The organism is Streptomyces sp. NPDC051684, assembly GCF_044453445.1.
Taxonomy (GTDB): domain Bacteria; phylum Actinomycetota; class Actinomycetes; order Streptomycetales; family Streptomycetaceae; genus Streptomyces.
Map to the genome: position 1 here is coordinate 1 of NZ_JBITCS010000006.1, position 16,425 is coordinate 16,425.

The 16,425-nt window shown below is 70.7% G+C and carries 16 protein-coding genes and 1 pseudogene; 6 read left to right on the top strand and 11 right to left on the bottom strand.

The features are described 5' to 3' along the window. Both ACIA8D_RS09115 and ACIA8D_RS09120 read right to left on the bottom strand, forming a co-directional pair. Positions 1 to 553, bottom strand: a pseudogene (locus ACIA8D_RS09115) (hypothetical protein); the annotation flags it as partial. A gap of 83 nt (positions 554 to 636) precedes the next feature. After that, positions 637 to 1,551, bottom strand: a complete 915-nt coding sequence (locus ACIA8D_RS09120) for an aminoglycoside phosphotransferase family protein (RefSeq protein WP_399230193.1) — start codon at positions 1,549 to 1,551, stop codon at positions 637 to 639. 243 nt (positions 1,552 to 1,794) lie between these two features. On the opposite strand from ACIA8D_RS09120, the gene recA reads away from it, so the two are divergent. Both recA and recX read left to right on the top strand, forming a co-directional pair. After that, positions 1,795 to 2,916 carry a recombinase RecA gene (gene recA, locus ACIA8D_RS09125; RefSeq protein WP_399230195.1) on the top strand — a complete coding sequence of 374 codons (1,122 nt, stop codon included), beginning with the start codon at positions 1,795 to 1,797 and terminating at the stop codon, positions 2,914 to 2,916. Positions 2,917 to 2,922: 6 nt separating this feature from the next. Continuing rightward, complete coding sequence (recX, locus tag ACIA8D_RS09130; protein WP_399230197.1) at positions 2,923 to 3,702, top strand: recombination regulator RecX; 780 nt, start codon at positions 2,923 to 2,925, stop codon at positions 3,700 to 3,702. Positions 3,703 to 3,784: 82 nt separating this feature from the next. Here the strand turns inward: recX and ACIA8D_RS09135 are convergent, their stop codons facing one another. From ACIA8D_RS09135 to ACIA8D_RS09170, 8 genes are all read right to left on the bottom strand, one after another. Further along, positions 3,785 to 4,183: a rhodanese-like domain-containing protein gene (locus ACIA8D_RS09135; protein WP_399230200.1), complete on the bottom strand. Its 399-nt coding sequence runs from the start codon at positions 4,181 to 4,183 to the stop codon at positions 3,785 to 3,787. Then, entirely contained in the window at positions 4,180 to 4,749 is a 570-nt protein-coding gene (locus ACIA8D_RS09140; RefSeq protein WP_399230202.1) for a cysteine dioxygenase, read from the bottom strand. The genes ACIA8D_RS09135 and ACIA8D_RS09140 overlap by 4 nt, the downstream gene beginning before the upstream one ends. Positions 4,750 to 4,830: 81 nt before the next feature. Beyond that, positions 4,831 to 4,920: a putative leader peptide gene (locus ACIA8D_RS09145; RefSeq protein ID WP_323187227.1), complete on the bottom strand. Its 90-nt coding sequence runs from the start codon at positions 4,918 to 4,920 to the stop codon at positions 4,831 to 4,833. 61 nt (positions 4,921 to 4,981) lie between these two features. Beyond that, complete coding sequence (locus ACIA8D_RS09150) at positions 4,982 to 6,667, bottom strand: FAD-dependent monooxygenase (RefSeq protein ID WP_399230204.1); 1,686 nt, start codon at positions 6,665 to 6,667, stop codon at positions 4,982 to 4,984. A gap of 212 nt (positions 6,668 to 6,879) precedes the next feature. Further along, entirely contained in the window at positions 6,880 to 7,878 is a 999-nt protein-coding gene (locus ACIA8D_RS09155; protein ID WP_399230206.1) for an amino acid ABC transporter permease, read from the bottom strand. Further along, positions 7,875 to 8,522 (bottom strand): amino acid ABC transporter permease, encoded by a 648-nt coding sequence (locus ACIA8D_RS09160; RefSeq protein WP_399230208.1) that lies wholly within the window; start codon positions 8,520 to 8,522, stop codon positions 7,875 to 7,877. Before ACIA8D_RS09160 ends, ACIA8D_RS09155 begins: the two co-directional genes overlap by 4 nt. Positions 8,523 to 8,664: 142 nt before the next feature. Further along, on the bottom strand, positions 8,665 to 9,585 hold the full coding sequence (locus ACIA8D_RS09165; RefSeq protein ID WP_399230209.1) for a glutamate ABC transporter substrate-binding protein: 921 nt from the start codon (positions 9,583 to 9,585) through the stop codon (positions 8,665 to 8,667). 93 nt (positions 9,586 to 9,678) lie between these two features. After that, complete coding sequence (locus tag ACIA8D_RS09170; protein WP_399230211.1) at positions 9,679 to 10,458, bottom strand: amino acid ABC transporter ATP-binding protein; 780 nt, start codon at positions 10,456 to 10,458, stop codon at positions 9,679 to 9,681. A gap of 247 nt (positions 10,459 to 10,705) precedes the next feature. Between ACIA8D_RS09170 and ACIA8D_RS09175 the strand changes: the two genes are divergently transcribed. Both ACIA8D_RS09175 and ACIA8D_RS09180 read left to right on the top strand, forming a co-directional pair. Then, entirely contained in the window at positions 10,706 to 11,392 is a 687-nt protein-coding gene (locus ACIA8D_RS09175; RefSeq protein ID WP_399230213.1) for a response regulator transcription factor, read from the top strand. 21 nt (positions 11,393 to 11,413) lie between these two features. Next, positions 11,414 to 12,928 (top strand): ATP-binding protein, encoded by a 1,515-nt coding sequence (locus ACIA8D_RS09180; RefSeq protein ID WP_399230215.1) that lies wholly within the window; start codon positions 11,414 to 11,416, stop codon positions 12,926 to 12,928. Here the strand turns inward: ACIA8D_RS09180 and ACIA8D_RS09185 are convergent. Continuing rightward, positions 12,907 to 13,902, bottom strand: coding sequence for a TAXI family TRAP transporter solute-binding subunit (locus ACIA8D_RS09185; protein ID WP_399230217.1), 996 nt, complete (start codon positions 13,900 to 13,902; stop codon positions 12,907 to 12,909). The genes ACIA8D_RS09180 and ACIA8D_RS09185 overlap by 22 nt on opposite strands. A 145-nt stretch (positions 13,903 to 14,047) precedes the next feature. Here ACIA8D_RS09185 and miaB point away from each other — a divergent pair, with 145 nt between their 5' ends. Continuing rightward, entirely contained in the window at positions 14,048 to 15,571 is a 1,524-nt protein-coding gene (gene miaB, locus ACIA8D_RS09190; protein ID WP_399230219.1) for a tRNA (N6-isopentenyl adenosine(37)-C2)-methylthiotransferase MiaB, read from the top strand. Positions 15,572 to 15,656: 85 nt separating this feature from the next. Continuing rightward, on the top strand, positions 15,657 to 16,343 hold the full coding sequence (locus ACIA8D_RS09195; RefSeq protein ID WP_399230222.1) for a class III extradiol dioxygenase subunit B-like domain-containing protein: 687 nt from the start codon (positions 15,657 to 15,659) through the stop codon (positions 16,341 to 16,343). The last annotated feature ends 82 nt before the right edge of the window (positions 16,344 to 16,425 follow it).

The window sequence follows — 16,425 nt, forward strand, 5'->3', positions numbered from 1 at the left end:
GACGCTCCGCGTCGCCTCCCTCCTCCGCCTTGCGATCGCACGCACCAGGCCCCGCTCCCTGATCCGGCCTGATCCAAACGACAAGCCCTAGCGGCATCCCTGTGGGGCCGCCCGGAGCGTTTCTGAAGGAGACGACGGCGAACGACGTCAGGAGCGCCACCAGGATGCCGCCACCCACCGCGAGGGACATGGAGACGGCACTGTCGAACGTGGTCTCCATGTCGAGGTGCGACGGCACCTTGCGCCACGCCTGAAGCGTGATGCCGGCGACCTCCAGGACACAGTCCGCGGCGAACACCACGAGCAGGGTGGTGCGCAGCCGGGCACCCACCTTGAGGTACGAGGTCACCCAGGTGACGGCCATGAGTGTCAGGCCGAAGGAGAGCCCGAAGGTGATGGGCTTGCGCCAGGAGACCGGCCCGTTCCAGGGGCCGCCGTCGACTCCGAGGACGACGAGGTGCATGAGACCGGACGCGACCAGGGCCGCGCCGGTCGCGTGGCAAAGGCGCTCGGCGGGGCGGCGGATCGGGGCTCGGTACGTGTGGGTGGCCATGGGGACAAGGCTCGTCACATCGGCCCCTGTGGTCGTCGTCCGGCCGAAGACACCCGCCGTACGACGCGGGGAGTACGCCCGTGTCAGCCCGCGGCCGACGCGACGAGGCGGCGCAGCGAGGCGTGTCCGGGCGGTCCCCAGGAGGGCTTGCCGCCCGGGCGGCCCTGGTCTCCGGCGTGCCCGATGAGGATGCAGGCCAGGGCCTTCAGCACGGCCCAGCCGCGGGCGCGGCGCAGGGTGGCGGCGTCGGCGGCCGGCCGGTAGGCGCGGTGGAAGCGCTCGGTGGCGCCGTCCGGCAGCAGCAGCCACGCGGCGGCGAGGTCGCAGGCCGGATCGCCCGCGCAGAGGTCACCGAAGTCGATCACACCGCAGAACGTGCCGTCCGCGGTGAGGACGTTGGCCGGATGCAGGTCGGCGTGGAGCCACAGCGGCGGGCCCGACCACCGCGGCGCCCTGGCGGCGTCGTCCCAGACCGCGTGGACCGCGTCAGGATCGGGGATCAGGCCGTGCCCTGTGGCCTCCGTGAGCTGCTGGGCGAAGCCCTCGGCGTGCTCGGCCAGTGGGCCCCCGCGGTCGCGTCCGCTCGGTGCCCTCTCGGGGGCGGGCCGGTGGAGAGCGGTCAGGAAGGCGGCCAAGGTGTCGGCCGATTCGGCGGAGGTGACGGGGGCCCGGTCGGCGGGCGTGCCCGGCACCCAGGTGGTGACGATCCAGGGGCGGGGAAACCGCTCGGAGGGCGCACCGAGGCGCTGGGGCACGGGGACGGGCAGGGGGAGCCCTTGGGCGAGAGAAGGCAGCCAGGCGTGCTCCTTGCGCAGCAGGGCGTCCGCCGACTCCGTGGCCCAGGGCAGCCGGACGGCGAGGTCCTCGCCGAGCCGCCACAGCTGGTTGTCCCAGCCACGGGCGCCGAGTCTCACGGGACGGTCGGCCAGGTCGGCGTGCTGTTCGTGGAGCAGCTCCTGGACCAGTTCTGCGGTGATCTCGGTCGTGGTGTGGGTCATGCGGAGGCACGGTAGCCGAGGCGCGCCGACCCGCGTGGCGCGCTTGACACCAAAATCGAACATCCATTCTTATGGAATGTCCAGAGCCACTTTTCCCAGTGTTTTCAAGGGATTCGGGGAGGGTGGCCGGGCGAAGGGCCTCGAGTTATCCACAGGCGAGACAGGCGTCGAGGCCGATTGTCAGTGGCAGGCGTTAGCGTCTTTGGCGTGAAGCGATCGACTCAAGCAAACCGGGTGGAACCCATGGCAGGAACCGACCGCGAGAAGGCGCTCGACGCCGCGCTCGCGCAGATTGAACGGCAATTCGGCAAGGGCGCAGTGATGCGCATGGGCGAGCGGCCGAATGAGCCCATCGAGGTCATCCCCACCGGGTCGACCGCGCTCGACGTCGCGCTCGGCGTCGGCGGCATTCCGCGTGGCCGTGTGGTGGAGGTGTACGGGCCGGAGTCCTCCGGTAAGACGACCCTGACGCTGCACGCCGTGGCCAACGCGCAGAAGGCCGGCGGGCAGGTGGCCTTCGTGGACGCCGAGCACGCGCTCGACCCCGAGTACGCCAAGAAGCTCGGCGTCGACATCGACAACCTGATCCTGTCCCAGCCGGACAACGGCGAGCAGGCTCTCGAGATCGTCGACATGCTGGTCCGTTCCGGCGCCCTCGACCTGATCGTCATCGACTCCGTCGCCGCGCTCGTGCCGCGCGCGGAGATCGAGGGCGAGATGGGTGACTCGCACGTGGGTCTGCAGGCCCGCCTGATGAGCCAGGCGCTCCGGAAGATCACCAGCGCGCTCAACCAGTCCAAGACCACCGCGATCTTCATCAACCAGCTGCGCGAGAAGATCGGCGTCATGTTCGGCTCGCCCGAGACCACGACCGGTGGCCGCGCGCTGAAGTTCTACGCCTCGGTGCGTATCGACATCCGCCGTATCGAGACCCTGAAGGACGGCACGGACGCGGTCGGCAACCGCACCCGCTGCAAGGTCGTCAAGAACAAGGTCGCGCCGCCCTTCAAGCAGGCCGAGTTCGACATCCTCTACGGGCAGGGCATCTCCCGCGAGGGCGGCCTGATCGACATGGGCGTGGATCACGGCTTCGTCCGCAAGGCCGGCGCCTGGTACACGTACGAGGGCGACCAGCTGGGTCAGGGCAAGGAGAACGCGCGCAACTTCCTGAAGGACAACCCCGACCTGGCCAACGAGATCGAGAAGAAGATCAAGGAAAAGCTGGGCGTCGGTGTCCGCCCGGAGGAGCCGGCCGGCGAGCCGGGCGCGGACGCGGCGGCGGAGGCAGCCCCTGCCGAGGACGCGGCCAAGACGGTGCCCGCGCCCAAGGCCGCCAAGTCCAAGGCCGCGGCGGCCAAGAGCTAGTCCGCCGTGACACGACGAACCGACTGGGCCGATGGCGACGTGCGCTTCGCCGTTCCCGAGGGCCGGGGGAGCGAGGGCGGCGGGGCGTACGACGACGCGGCGTACGGCGAGGCCGGGGACGACGTCGAAGCGGGGAGCGGCGCGGCGGACGGGCCGCGCCGTGGTGGGCGCAAGCGGGGCGGGGCCGGACCCCGTGGGCGCCGGCGCCGGGGCGGATTCGGGGATCCGTCCGGCGCCGAAGAGGACGACGGCCCCCCTGACTCGTCGAGGGCCGAGCGGGGGGCGCCGTCAGGAGACCCGGCTGAGCGGGCGCGGAACATCTGTCTGCGTCTGCTCACCGGGACTCCGCGCACTCGCAAGCAGCTGGCCGACGCGCTGCACAAGCGCGAGATCCCCGACGACGTGGCGGACGAGGTGCTCACCCGGTTCGAAGAGGTGGGGCTGATCAACGACAGCGCCTTCGCGGACGCGTGGGTGGAGTCGCGGCACCACGGCCGGGGGCTTGCCCGCCGGGCGCTCGCCCGTGAGTTGCGGACCAAGGGCGTGGACTCAACGGTGATCGACGAGGCGGTCGGCCAGCTCGACTCCGAGCAGGAGGAGGAGACCGCGCGCGAACTCGTCGCGCGCAAGCTCCGTTCCACGCGAGGTCTTGAGCGGGACAAGAGGCTGCGCCGCCTCGCGGGGATGCTCGCCCGCAAGGGCTATCCGGAGGGCATGGCGCTGCGAGTGGTGCGGCAGGCGTTGGAGGAAGAGGGGGAGGAAACCGAGGACTTGGGGTTCGAGTAACGACTCGGCGGGTGCCGGGTGCCGGGTGCCGGGTGCCGGGGCGCCGCGCCCTCGCGCCCCGGACCGTCGCAGCCCGTCCGTTCTACGCCTCCGTGACCGGCAGCCCCGCCGCTCGCCACGCCTGGAAGCCGCCGACCAGGTCGGTCGCGCGGTGCAGGCCCAGTTGGTGCAGGGAGGCGGCCGCGAGGCTCGACGCGTAGCCCTCATTGCAGACGACCACGACGCGCAGATCGTGACCGGTGGCCTCCGGGGCGTGGTGGCTGCCCTGGGGATCGAGGCGCCACTCCAGTTCGTTGCGCTCGATCACCAGCGCGCCGGGGATCAGCCCGTCGCGCTCCCGCAGCGCCGCGTACCGGATGTCGACCAGGAGCGCCTCGCCATGGGACGCCGCGTCGAACGCGTCCCGTGCCCCGACCCGGTCGAGCCCGGACCGCACCCGTTCCAGGTGTTCGTCGATGCCCACAGGGCCCGGATCGCTCACTGCCAGTCCTCCGGCTGCTCGACCGACTCCAGCCGCAGCACCGGTCCGGTGCGGCTGTAGCGCCGGATCCGGGGGAGCGGCGGGTAGTAGGCATGGACCGAGACGGCGTGCTCGGTGAGGGACTCGTTCAGGACCTCGTGCACGTGATGGCGGCCGAAGGCGCGTCCCTCGCCCGCCGTCAACTTCCGTTCCCTGTCGACGTCTTCGGAGAGTTCCAGGGTCTTCCACCCGTCAGTGGGAAGGCGCGCGGCGAGCGAGTTCTCGGTGAGGGCGCCGCCCGCGGTCAGGAAGGCGCCGACGGACTCGGCGTGGTCGTGCCAGCCCGTGCCGGTGCCCGGAGGCCAGCCGATGAGCCAGGCCTCACTGCCGTCGGGGCCTTCGAGCCGCACCCAGGTGCGGCCCTCCGGATCGAGCGGAAGCGAGGCGATCAGGTCGCGGTCCTCGGCGACGCGCCGGACGAAAGCGAGGAGGTCGGCCTGCGTGGGCGCGGCCGACGCTGCCCGGGAAGTGGCCGTAGGGGAAGGCGCAGCGGAGTGCGCGGGAGCGGATTGCGTGAAACTGGACACCAGTACCGTCCTGGGAGTTCGCGAACAGCACGCGCCGCAGAACTGCCGGACGGCGGGCGCGGGGAAGGAAGGGATGCGAATTCAGCAGGAGGGGTGACACACGCAGCCCGCGTAGCGGATGAGGTCCATATGGACCCTCCGCCACAGGCGTACATCGGTGTCGACCGTCACGCTCCGGAGTACACCATGGGGGCAGGAGACGGTCAACTCACCGACGGATACGGCGGGCGGCTCAGCGGCCGGCGCCGCTCTTGACCGGGCCTTTCTCCTCCGCGGGCCTGCCGAGGGCCGTGCGCGCGGCCTCGTAGAGCTCCGCGGGGCGGACGCCGCTCAGTGCCGTGACCAGATGGCCGTCGGGCCGGATCAGCAGCACCGTGTGCGCGGCCGCTTGCGGGTAACGCTCCGCGACGAGCAGCTCGGCCTCGTGGGGGAGCGCCGCGACGGCCGCCGCGAGCCGTGGCATCAGGCCCGCCGACATCCAGTGCTTGCGCTCCCACACCCCGGTCCCCGGGGCGACGAGGACGACGAGCAGCGGCCCGCGGCCGAGCCGGTCCCGCAGCCGTACGAACGAGCCGTCGGGCGCGGTAACTTCGACGTCGGTGATCGGTGCGCCGGGCGCCGTGCCCACCTCCACCTGCGACTCGGAGCGTGCGGGCGCGAGCGGCGAGTCGGCGTACGCCCCCGGCGCGCCGAGCGGACCGTGCCCCAAGTGACCGTCCGTGAGCAGTGCGTCGTGCCCACGCGCGGTACCGGGCACGTACGCCCGCAGCCCGCCGCCACCGCGCAGTATCGGCAGCGCCTGGTCCGCGGCGCGCAGCCGCCCGGCCACCACGGCCCGGCGCTCGGCCTGATAACTGTCGAGCAGCGCGTCGGTGGCGGAGTGCGCCCCGTCGTGCCAGGCCAGAGCGAGCTTCCAGGCGAGGTTGTCGGCGTCGCGCAGCCCCTCGTCCAGGCCCTGGGTGCCGAGCGCGCCCAGCAGGTGCGCCGCGTCCCCGGCGAGGAAGACGCGGCCCACGCGCCAACGGCGGGCGAGCCGGTGGTGGACCGTATGGACTCCGGTATCGAGCAGTTCGTACGGCGGGGTGGAGCCTCCGCACCAGCCCGCGAGGGTCTCCCGGATGCGAGTGACCAGGACATCCGGGGTGACCAGGTCGCTGCGGGGCGGCAGCAGCCAGTCCAGGCGCCAGACGCCGTCGGCGAGGGGGCGGCCGACGACCTCCGAGCCCGAGCGGCCCGAGGCCCGCCACGGAGGGCTCCGATGGAGCAACGCTTCACCGGGCCACGGAAGTTCCGCGCGCAACGCGGCGACCGCGTGCCGTTCGACAGCGGTGCGGCCCGGGAAGCGGATGTCGAGGAGCTTGCGGACCGTGGAGCGCGGGCCGTCGCAGCCCACGAGATAACTGCCGCGCCACCACGTGCCCTTGGGCCCGCGCGTGTGTGCGGTCAGCCCGGTCTTCTCCTCCTCGATCGAGTCGAGGCGGCTGTCGACGGCGACCTTGATGAGCCGCTCGGCGGCGACGGCCCTGCGCAGGGCATCGGTCAGCTCGTGCTGGGCGATGTGCAGCGGAGCGGGCAGCGACTCGCCGGGCGGCACCGGCCCACCGGGTGACCCCGGTCCACCGGATGTTCCCCGCTCACTCTCCGCATTTTGCTCACCGAAGGTGAGCACACCCATCACTTGCTTGCGGCGCATGGAGCGCCAACCCGTCCAGCGGGCGCCGATCCCCTCGAACGACGTACCCGCGAGCCGCTCGACCAGCGCCGCGGTGTCCTCGCGCAGCACCACGGTGCGCGCGGGCCGCTGTTCGTCCTTGCCGGGGCCCTCGTCGAGGAGTACGCAGGGCACACCGTGCCGGGCGAGGGCGAGGGACAGCGCGAGCCCGACCGGACCCGCGCCGACGACGATCACCGGGTCCACGGCGTGGCCCCTCCCGCCCCGAGAGGCCCGCCGGGAAGTGTCCCGTGCCAGGGCACGGGCGGCGTACTGGACGTACAAGGACGGGCAGTTGGAGCGGGGTGCGCGTTCACAGAGCGTATGCAACCCATTGCCGGTGCTTGCGTCAAGTGACGGCGGCAGTGGCGATCACGCCACTGCCGCCGCCCAGCTCAAGCCCCGCGCCCGGGGCCGGGTCAACTCCTTGGCGAACCGGGTCCTTCGGATCGGTCATCGGTCCCCGGCTGCTCGCCGGTCGCCTCGGAGGCGGCGGCGCCGTGGCCGGCCCCGCCCGGCAGGTCCGCGGCGTCCATCAGACCGCCCTCGCCGACGGGTTCGGCGGCCGCGGCCACCTTGATGCCGGTCTTGGCGCGGCGGCCGCGGCGCTCGATCCAGTTGGCGAGCCCGGACAGCGCCAGACACATCAGGACGTAGATCGTGCCGGTCACGATGAGCACGGGAACGTACGGGTATTCGCCTTCGACCAGCGTGTTGTTGGCCAGCTTGCGGGCCGCGTACAGAAGTTCCGCGTACGTGATGATGTAGCCGAGCGAGGTGTCCTTGAGGGTGACCACGAGCTGGCTGATAATCGTCGGCAGCATCGAGCGGATGGCCTGCGGCAGCAGCAGCATGGTCATCACTTGATACTTGCGCAGGCCCAGGGCGTACGCGGCCTCGACCTGGCCGCGCGGCACGGCCTGGAAGCCCGCCCGCAGTACCTCCGCCTGAACCGAGCTGTTGTAGACCGTCAGGCCGATCACCAGCGACCAGAAGGCGTTGTTCTGGCCGACGACACCCAGGTCGCTCTTGTAGGTGAGGAAAAGAACCCACAGGGCGTAAATGGTGATCAGCAGCGGGATGGCGCGGAACAGCTCGATGAAGCCCGTGGCGAACCAGCGGATCGGCCGGTGGTCCGAGTAACGGGCCACAGCCAGGACGACGCCGAACACCAGGGAGAGCGCGCCCGCGGCGGCGAAGACCTTCAGGGTGGTCAGGATGCCGTCACGGATCGCCGCACGCACGTTGGCGTAGTTGAAGATGTCCCACTTGGCGGCGGCGAACTGGTCCTTGGACGCGAGCTGCGCGATCACGAAGACGATGAGGCCGACGACCGCGAGCGTACCGACGACGGTGTAGATCCGGTTGCGCGTGCGGGCCTTGGGACCCGGGGCGTCGTAGAGAACGCTGGCACTCATCGGGCGACCTCCAGGGTCCTCTCGAGCACCCGGAACAAGATGCTGATGGCGAAGGTGATGACCAGGTAGCCGAGCGCCACCCACAGGAAGACCCAGGCGATCGGGTAGCCCTTGTCGCTCAACAGCTTCTGCCAGCCGAACAGTTCGGTGACGCTGAAGGCGCCCGCGATGGCCGAGTTCTTGGTCAGCGCGATGAAGATGGAGCTCAGCGGCGGCAGTACGGTGCGCACCGCCTGCGGCAGGATGATCAGGCCGAGCGTCTGGAAGAACGACATGCCGATCGAGCGCGCCGCCTCGGCCTGCCCGAGCGGCACGGTGCTGATGCCGGAGCGCACCGCCTCACAGACGAACGACGAGGTGTAGCAGCTCAGCACGATCAGGGCCTTGACCCATGGGCTGAACCCGAAGTCGAGGACCTGGGGCACCGCGAACCAGATGACGAGGAACAGCAGCGTCAGCGGGGTGTTGCGGAACAGCGTGACCCAGGCGGTGCCGAAGTACCGCAGGGGCGGTACGGGCGAGACCCGGAAACCGGCGAGGATCGTGCCGAGCAGCATCGCGAGGAGGCCACTGGCCAGGGTCAGGCCGATGGTGCCGAGGAATCCCTCGCGGAATTCCGAAAGGTGGTCGAGCAGTACATTCACGGGGAGTTCCTCGTGGGGCGGCAGCGGTCGGGCAGGGGAGCCGCGCCCTGTACGCCGAGACGGCGTACAGGGACACGGTCAACTCACTGCCTGCGAGAGACAGGCGGCTGGACGCTCAGGAGTGCCGAACGCTCAGCAGCGCTCAGTAGCGCTCCAGGGCCGGCGGCTCGGTGTACTCGGCGCCGGAGAGGCCGAGCGTCGCGTCGTAGGCCTTCTTGTAGTCGCCGTTCTTCTCGTGCGCCTCGATGGCGTCGGAGACCGCGTCGCGCAGGGCCTTGTCGTTCTTGGCCATGCCGACGCCGTACGGCTCCTCGGTGAAGGGCTTGCCGACGACCTTGAGCTTCTTCGGGTTCTGCGCCGCGTAGCCCTTGAGGATTGCGTCGTCCGTGGTGACGGCGTCGACCTCGTTGTTGAGCAGCTGCTGCACGCACTCCGAGTACTTGGCCAGCTCGACGGTCTCGGCGCCGTACTTGGGCTTCTTGATCTCCTGAAGCGGGGTCGAGCCCTTGATGGAGCAGACCTTCTTGCCCTTCAGGGAGGTCGGGCCCGTGATGCCCTTCTCGTCCTGGCGGACCAGGAGGTCGGCGCCGGCCTGCATGTACGGGCCCGCGAAGCCGACCTGCTTCTTGCGCTCGTCGTTGATCGTGTACGTGCCTACGTAGAGGTCGACATCGCCCTTGGAGATGGTGGTCTCACGGACGCCGGAGTCGATCGTCTTGAAGGTGATCTGGTTCGGCTTGAAGCCGAGGTCGGCGGCGACCATCTTGGCGATCTCGATGTCGAAGCCGGAGCGCTTGCCGCTGGAGTCCTGGAAGCCGAGGTACGGCTGGTCGTCCTTGGAGCCAATGACGATCTTGCCGGCCTTCTGGGCCTTCGTCAGGGTCGCGGAGTCGATCTTCACATCGCTCTTCACCGCGTACGTGGGCAGCTTCGGCTGGTTCTTGCCACCCGAGGCCCCGGCGGGCTTGTCACCGGCGTTGCCGGACTCGCCGCCACAGGCGGTGGCGGTCAGCGCGAGCGCGGCGACGGCGGCGGCCGCGGCGGCGGACTTACGGAGCTTCATGGTGAACATCCTTCGTGTCGGCAGATTCGGCAGTAGGAATAAGGCAACACGCGCGCGTGGGCGGCCCATTGGGTGCCCGCGCGGGGCGCGCGTCTAGTGGTGCAGGATCTTCGACAGGAAGTCCTTGGCCCGATCGCTGCGCGGATTGCTGAAGAACTGGTCGGGGACGGCCTCTTCGACGATCCGGCCGTCCGCCATGAAGACGACGCGGTTGGCCGCGGAGCGGGCGAAGCCCATCTCGTGCGTGACCACCACCATCGTCATGCCGTCCCGGGCGAGCTGCTGCATCACTTCCAGGACCTCGTTGATCATCTCCGGGTCGAGCGCCGACGTCGGCTCGTCGAAGAGCATCACCTTCGGGTCCATCGCCAACGCGCGTGCGATGGCGACACGTTGCTGCTGGCCGCCGGAGAGCTGCGCGGGGTACTTGTCGGCCTGCGCGGCGACACCGACGCGGTCGAGAAGCGCACGCGCCTTGTCCTCGGCCGCCTTCTTGTCCGTCTTGCGGACCTTGACCTGCCCCAGCGTCACGTTCTCCAGCACCGTCTTGTGCGCGAAGAGGTTGAACGACTGGAAGACCATTCCCACGTCGGCGCGCAGGCGGGCCAGTTCCTTGCCCTCCTGGGGCAGCGGCTTGCCGTCGATCGTGATGTCGCCGGAATCGACGGTCTCCAGGCGGTTGATCGTGCGGCACAGCGTCGACTTGCCGGAGCCCGACGGGCCGATGACGACGACGACCTCGCCTCGCGCGATGGTCAGGTCGATGTCCTGGAGCACGTGCAACGCGCCGAAGTGCTTGTTGACTCGGCTCAGTGCGACCAGCGCGTCGCCCGCAGGGGGAGTGGCGTCCTTGGTCACCGAAACTTCGGTCATCGGGGTCTTGCTCCGTCCTCCTCGGTTGGGAGGACAGTAGTAACCCCGTACGACCAGCGTCATTACATCTGAGGGGAAATTGAGCATAACGATCCGGCCGCAACCGGACACTATGCGTGAAGGGGGCGCGGGCCGCTCATACCGGCTGCGTAACGGAACACGGCCGTAACCGGAAGGCTCTTGACGTCGTCCTTACTTTTCGGAGTGGATGCCTTGGTGAACCGCGCGGGAGAGGTGAGGGGGCGCAATGAGACTGCTTCTCGTCGAGGACGACGACCACGTGGCCGGTGCCCTTTCGGCGGTCCTGTCCCGGCACGGCTTCGAGGTGCGGCACGCCCGCAGCGGTGAGGAGGCCCTGCAGGCGCTGGTGCCCGAGGCGGACGCCTTCGGCGTCGTACTGCTCGACCTGGGCCTGCCCGACCTGGACGGTTACGAGGTGTGCGGCAGGATCCGCAAGCGCACCACGACGCCGGTGATCATGGTGACCGCGCGTGCGGACGTGCGTTCGCGCATCCATGGGCTCAATCTCGGTGCGGACGACTACGTAGTGAAGCCGTACGACATAGGGGAGCTGCTCGCCCGCATCCACGCGGTGAGCCGCCGCACGGTGCAGGAGGAACCCGCCGCCGTCGTCGACCACGAGGTGCAGTTCGGGGACGTCAGCATCGATCTGCCCACCCGTAAGGTCGCGGTCGCGGGCGAGGCGGTGCAGCTCACCCGCAAGGAGTTCGACCTGCTCGCCCTCCTTGCGCAGCGCCCGGGTGTCGTCTTCCGCAGGGAGCAGATCATCAGCGAGGTGTGGCGGACCAGTTGGCAGGGCACGGGGCGCACCCTGGAGGTGCATGTCGCCTCGCTGCGCTCCAAGTTGCGCATGCCGACCCTCATCGAGACCGTGCGAGGAGTCGGTTACCGGCTCGTCGCCCCGGCCGCGTAACAGAAGCCGTAGAGTCCTGGCGTGCGCGCCCGCCTGCTTCCGCTGCTCATCGTCCTCATGGCGGGTGTGCTGCTCGCGCTCGGCTTTCCGCTCGCCGTGAGCGTGGCCTCCGCCCAGCAGCAGAAGGTGGTCGTCGACCGCATCGACGACACCGCGCGGTTCGCCTCCCTCGCGCAGTTCGTGACCACGCGCCCGGACAAGGCCGGCAGGGGCGAGAAGCTGGTGAGCGACGAGCGGCAGCAGACGCTGCGCACCGAACTCGCCCGCTACCACGACGTGTACGGAATCAAGGCGGGCGTCTTCTACCGCGACCGGGAGCCAATGGGCCGCGCGCCCGACGACTTCCGGGTCCCGTCCGCCACCGTGGGCGGCGCCGTGCGCGCCGCGTTCGACGAGGCGCTGTACTCGCGCGGCAGCCACGATCCGCCGCAGGTGTGGCCGTGGCAGCGGGGCATGCTCGTGGTCGCCTCGCCCGTCATCAGGGACGGTGACGTCGTCGCCGTCGTGGTCACCGAGTCGCCGACCGGCGCGATGCGCAGCAAGACGCTGCGCGGCTGGCTGGTCATCGGCGCCGGTGAGGTGGCCGCGATGCTGCTCGCCGTGGGCGCCGCGCTGCGGCTGACCGGCTGGGTGCTCCGGCCCGTACGGGTCCTGGACGCGACGACCCACGACATCGCCACGGGGCGCCTGAAGTCGCGGGTCGCGGCGGCCGGCGGGCCGCCGGAACTGCGGCGCCTGTCCCAGGCGTTCAACGAGATGGCGGACAACGTCGAGGACGTCCTGGAGCAGCAGCGTGCCTTCGTCGCCGACGCCTCGCACCAGCTGCGCAACCCGCTCGCCGCTCTGCTGCTGCGCATCGACGTACTGGCGCTCGAACTGCCGGAGGGGAACGAGGAGATCGCGTCTGTGAAGGCCGAGGGCAAGCGCCTCGGCCGGGTTCTCGACGACCTGCTCGACCTGGCCCTGGCCGAGCACGCCGCCGCCGACCTCCAGCTCACCGACATCGGTGAGCTGGCCGCCGAGCGGGTGGAGGCCTGGCGCCCGCTGGCGGACGAGAAGGGCGTACGGCTCGTGGCGGACTGCCCGGCCGTGACGGGCTGGGCCGATCCGGTCGCGCTGTCCAGCGCCCTGGACGCCGTGGTCGACAACGCCCTGAAGTTCACGCCCGAGGGCGAGCGGGTGACCGTCACGGCGAGGGCCACCGGAGACGCGACGGTGATCGAGGTCGCCGACGGCGGGCCGGGCCTGGGCGAAGAGGAACTCGCCCGGATCGGCGACCGGTTCTGGCGCAGCGGACAGCACCAGAACATCAAGGGATCCGGGCTCGGCCTGTCCATCTCGCGGGCCCTGCTGGCGGCGGGCGGCGGCTCCCTCGGGTACGCGCGGCGGGAACCGCACGGCCTGGAGGTGACGCTACGGGTGCCCAGGACGGCGCCGGTGCCCGCCCAGGGGGCTGTGGAGCAGGCGCGCGAGGCGAGGAGCGCGGAGAAAGGTTCGGGCCGGGAGACGGCCGCTCAGGGCTTGACCGAGCGGTAGTAGCGGCGCGCGCCCTCGTGGAGGGTGAGCGGGTCCGTGTAGACGGCCGTTCTGAGGTCGACGAGCTGGGCCGCGTGCACCTTCGCCCCGATGTGGTCGCGGCTGTCGATGACCGTACGGGTGACCGCCTCGGTCAGTTCCGGGTCCACGCGGTCGGTCGTCACCAGCAGGTTCGCCACTGCCAACGTGCTGACGGGTTGGCCCTGTTGGGCCGCCGGGTAGGCGTCGGCGGGCATCACGGCGGCCCGGTAGTAGCGCGAGTAGCCGCCCATGGCGTGCAACTTGTCGACCAGTGAGCCGAGTTCGACGAGCCGGATCGGGGCGTCCTCGGACAGCTTCCGTACGTGGTTGGTGGGCAGGCCCCCCGACCAGAAGAACGCGTCGATCTCGCTGGACTCCAGGGCGCGCGGCATGGCGTCTATGCCGATGCCCACCTCGGTGACGTCCTTGCGGACGTCGAGGCCCGCCGCTTTCAGGATCCGCTCGGCGATCAGCCGCACCCCGGAGCTCTGGCCGCCCACCGCCACCTTCATGCCGCGCAGGTCGGCGACCTTCTTCACGGAGGAGGACCGCTTCACGACGAGCTGCATGTAGTCGTCGTAGAGGCGGGCACAGCCACGCAGACGCTCCGCGCCGGGCCGGCGCTCGGACTGGTATTTGGCGACCGCGTCCGCCGCGGCGATGGTGAAGTCGGCCTCGCCGGTGGCCACGCGCACCACGTTCTCCCAGGAGCCCTCGCTGCCCTTGAGCGTGACCCCCAGGTCGGGCAGGTCGCGGTCCACGGCCCGCTCGAGGAGCTTGCCGTACCGCTCGTAGACACCCGTGCGCGCGCCGGTGCTGAAGGTCACCTGGCCGCTGGGCGACTTCTCGCCGAGCGGCAGCAGCCACCACAACAGCAGGCCGAACACCACGAGTCCGGCCGCGGAGCCCATGAGGGCGCTGCGGCGGGTGACGCGGAGGGGCGGCTGCGGCATGGCGTGATCCTGCCAGCTGGGGGCGCGCGGTGACCAGGTTCGGAACGTCCCCTTGCGGTCACGTTCGGTGACGCGCGTGCCACGGCATTCGCGGGACGAGGAAGGCGCCGCAGAAGCACTCCCAGAACCCCATACCCTTGTTGTTATGAGCAGCAGCGACCCGCGTCCGGCCGTGGACGACCGTTCACCGAAGACATACGAAGTACGCACCTACGGGTGTCAGATGAACGTCCACGACTCCGAGCGCTTGTCGGGTCTCCTGGAGGGCGCCGGTTATGTGCGCGCTCCCGAGGGCTCCGACGGCGACGCCGACGTCGTGGTCTTCAACACGTGCGCGGTGCGGGAGAACGCTGACAACAAGCTCTACGGCAACCTCGGACACCTCGCCCCCAAGAAGGCGGAGCGTCCGGGCATGCAGATCGCGGTGGGCGGTTGCCTCGCCCAGAAGGACCGCGACACCATCGTGAAGAAGGCGCCCTGGGTGGACGTCGTCTTCGGCACGCACAACATCGGCAAGCTGCCCGTCCTCCTGGAGCGCGCCCGCGTGCAGGAGGACGCTCAGGTCGAGATCGCCGAGTCCCTGGAGGCCTTCCCCTCCACGCTGCCCACCCGCCGCGAGAGCGCGTACGCGGCCTGGGTGTCGATCTCGGTCGGCTGCAACAACACCTGCACCTTCTGCATCGTCCCGGCGCTGCGCGGCAAGGAGAAGGACCGCAGGACGGGCGACATCCTCGCCGAGATCGAGGCGCTGGTCGGCGAGGGCGTCTCCGAGATCACGCTGCTCGGCCAGAACGTCAACGCCTACGGGAGCGACATCGGCGACCGCGAGGCCTTCAGCAAGCTGCTGCGCGCCTGCGGCTCCATCGAGGGCCTGGAGCGCGTGCGCTTCACGTCCCCGCACCCGCGTGACTTCACGGACGACGTGATCGCCGCGATGGCCGAGACCCCGAACGTGATGCCGCAGCTGCACATGCCACTGCAGTCCGGCTCGGACACGGTCCTGAAGGCGATGCGCCGTTCGTACCGACAGGAACGGTTCCTGAACATCATCGAGAAGGTCCGCGCGGCGATGCCGCACGCGGCCATCACGACCGACATCATCGTGGGCTTTCCCGGCGAGACCGAGGAGGACTTCGAGCAGACGATGCACGTCGTGCGCGAGGCCCGCTTCGCGCAGGCCTTCACCTTCCAGTACTCCAAGCGCCCCGGAACGCCTGCCGCGACCATGGAGGGCCAGATCCCCAAGGAGGTCGTGCAGGCCCGCTACGAGCGCCTCGTCGCCCTCCAGGAGGAGATCTCCTGGGAGGAGAACAAGAAGCAGATCGGCCGCACCGTGGAGCTCATGGTCGCCGAGGGCGAGGGCCGCAAGAACGGCGCCACCCACCGCCTCTCCGGCCGCGCCCCTGACAACCGCCTGGTGCACTTCACCAAGCCCGAGGCCGAGGTGCGACCCGGCGACGTCGTGACCGTCGAGATCACGTACGCGGCCCCGCACCACCTGCTCGCCGAGGGCGAGGTCCTGAACGTGCGCCGCACGCGCGCGGGCGACGCGTGGGAAAAGCGCAACCAGGAGGAGCAGGTCAAGAAGCAGGGCGTGCTGCTCGGCCTGCCGCAGATCGGCGTTCCCGAGCCGCTGCCCGCGGCGACCGGGGGCTGCGCCGTCGACTGACCGGCCTCGTCTCCTGTGGGAAGGCGGCTGCTGCGGAGGCGGCCGCCTTTCTCGTGCGCGGAGGGCGCGCAGTAGGCTGCCGATCATGCTTGTCGCCGCTGCCGCCTGCCCGTGTCCGCCCCTGCTCGTGCCCGAGGTCGCCGCCGGCGCGGCCCCGGAACTGGACGCCGCGCGCGCGGCCTGCGACGAGGCGATCGAGGCGCTGCTCGCTGCCGAGCCGGACCTGGTGTGGATCATCGGCGAGGGCCCGAACACGAGGGTCCACGAGCCGGGGGCCCGCGGCTCCTTCCGCCCCTTCGGCGTCGACCTCGACGTGCGCCTGGGCGCGGCCGGCTCCGAGGCCGTCGAGGAGACGCTGCCGCCCTCCCTCTCCGTAGGCGCGTGGCTGCTCGCGCGCGCGGGGTGGGCCGGTGAGGTGCGCGGCTACGAGGTGGCGGGCGATGGAGCGGCGTTCACCGGCGCCGCCGACGCCGAGCGGGTCGGCTTCCTCGTCATGGGCGACGGCACGGCCTGCCGCACGCTCAAGGCGCCCGGCTACCTGGACGCGCGCGCCGAGGGCGTGGACGCGGCCGTCGCCGCGGCGCTGCGCGATCTCGACGTCGACGGCACGCTCGCGAACCTCGACGCCGATCTCGCCCGGGAGCTGAAGATCTCCGGACGCGCCCCGTGGCAGCTCCTCAGCGCCGCCTGGGGCGGGCGCGACGGCACGGGCCGCCTTCTGTACGAGGACGCGCCCTACGGAGTGGGCTACTTCGTGGCGTCCTGGACGTGACGCGACCCGCGTAAGGCGCAGCAGAACACCGCGACGGCCGCGGAGCCCAGAGCTCCGCGGCCGTCGCGGTGTTGTGGGGGAG

Bases quoted from the DNA above. Each gene is read 5' to 3' on its own strand.
- ACIA8D_RS09120 (WP_399230193.1), bottom strand. From the start codon at position 1,551: ATGACCCACACCACGACCGAGATCACCGCAGAACTGGTCCAGGAGCTG.
- recA (WP_399230195.1), top strand. From the start codon at position 1,795: ATGGCAGGAACCGACCGCGAGAAGGCGCTCGACGCCGCGCTCGCGCAG.
- ACIA8D_RS09155 (WP_399230206.1), bottom strand. From the start codon at position 7,878: ATGAGTGCCAGCGTTCTCTACGACGCCCCGGGTCCCAAGGCCCGCACG.
- ACIA8D_RS09165 (WP_399230209.1), bottom strand. From the start codon at position 9,585: ATGAAGCTCCGTAAGTCCGCCGCCGCGGCCGCCGCCGTCGCCGCGCTC.
- ACIA8D_RS09170 (WP_399230211.1), bottom strand. From the start codon at position 10,458: ATGACCGAAGTTTCGGTGACCAAGGACGCCACTCCCCCTGCGGGCGAC.
- ACIA8D_RS09175 (WP_399230213.1), top strand. From the start codon at position 10,706: ATGAGACTGCTTCTCGTCGAGGACGACGACCACGTGGCCGGTGCCCTT.
- ACIA8D_RS09185 (WP_399230217.1), bottom strand. From the start codon at position 13,902: ATGCCGCAGCCGCCCCTCCGCGTCACCCGCCGCAGCGCCCTCATGGGC.
- miaB (WP_399230219.1), top strand. From the start codon at position 14,048: ATGAGCAGCAGCGACCCGCGTCCGGCCGTGGACGACCGTTCACCGAAG.
- ACIA8D_RS09195 (WP_399230222.1), top strand. From the start codon at position 15,657: ATGCTTGTCGCCGCTGCCGCCTGCCCGTGTCCGCCCCTGCTCGTGCCC.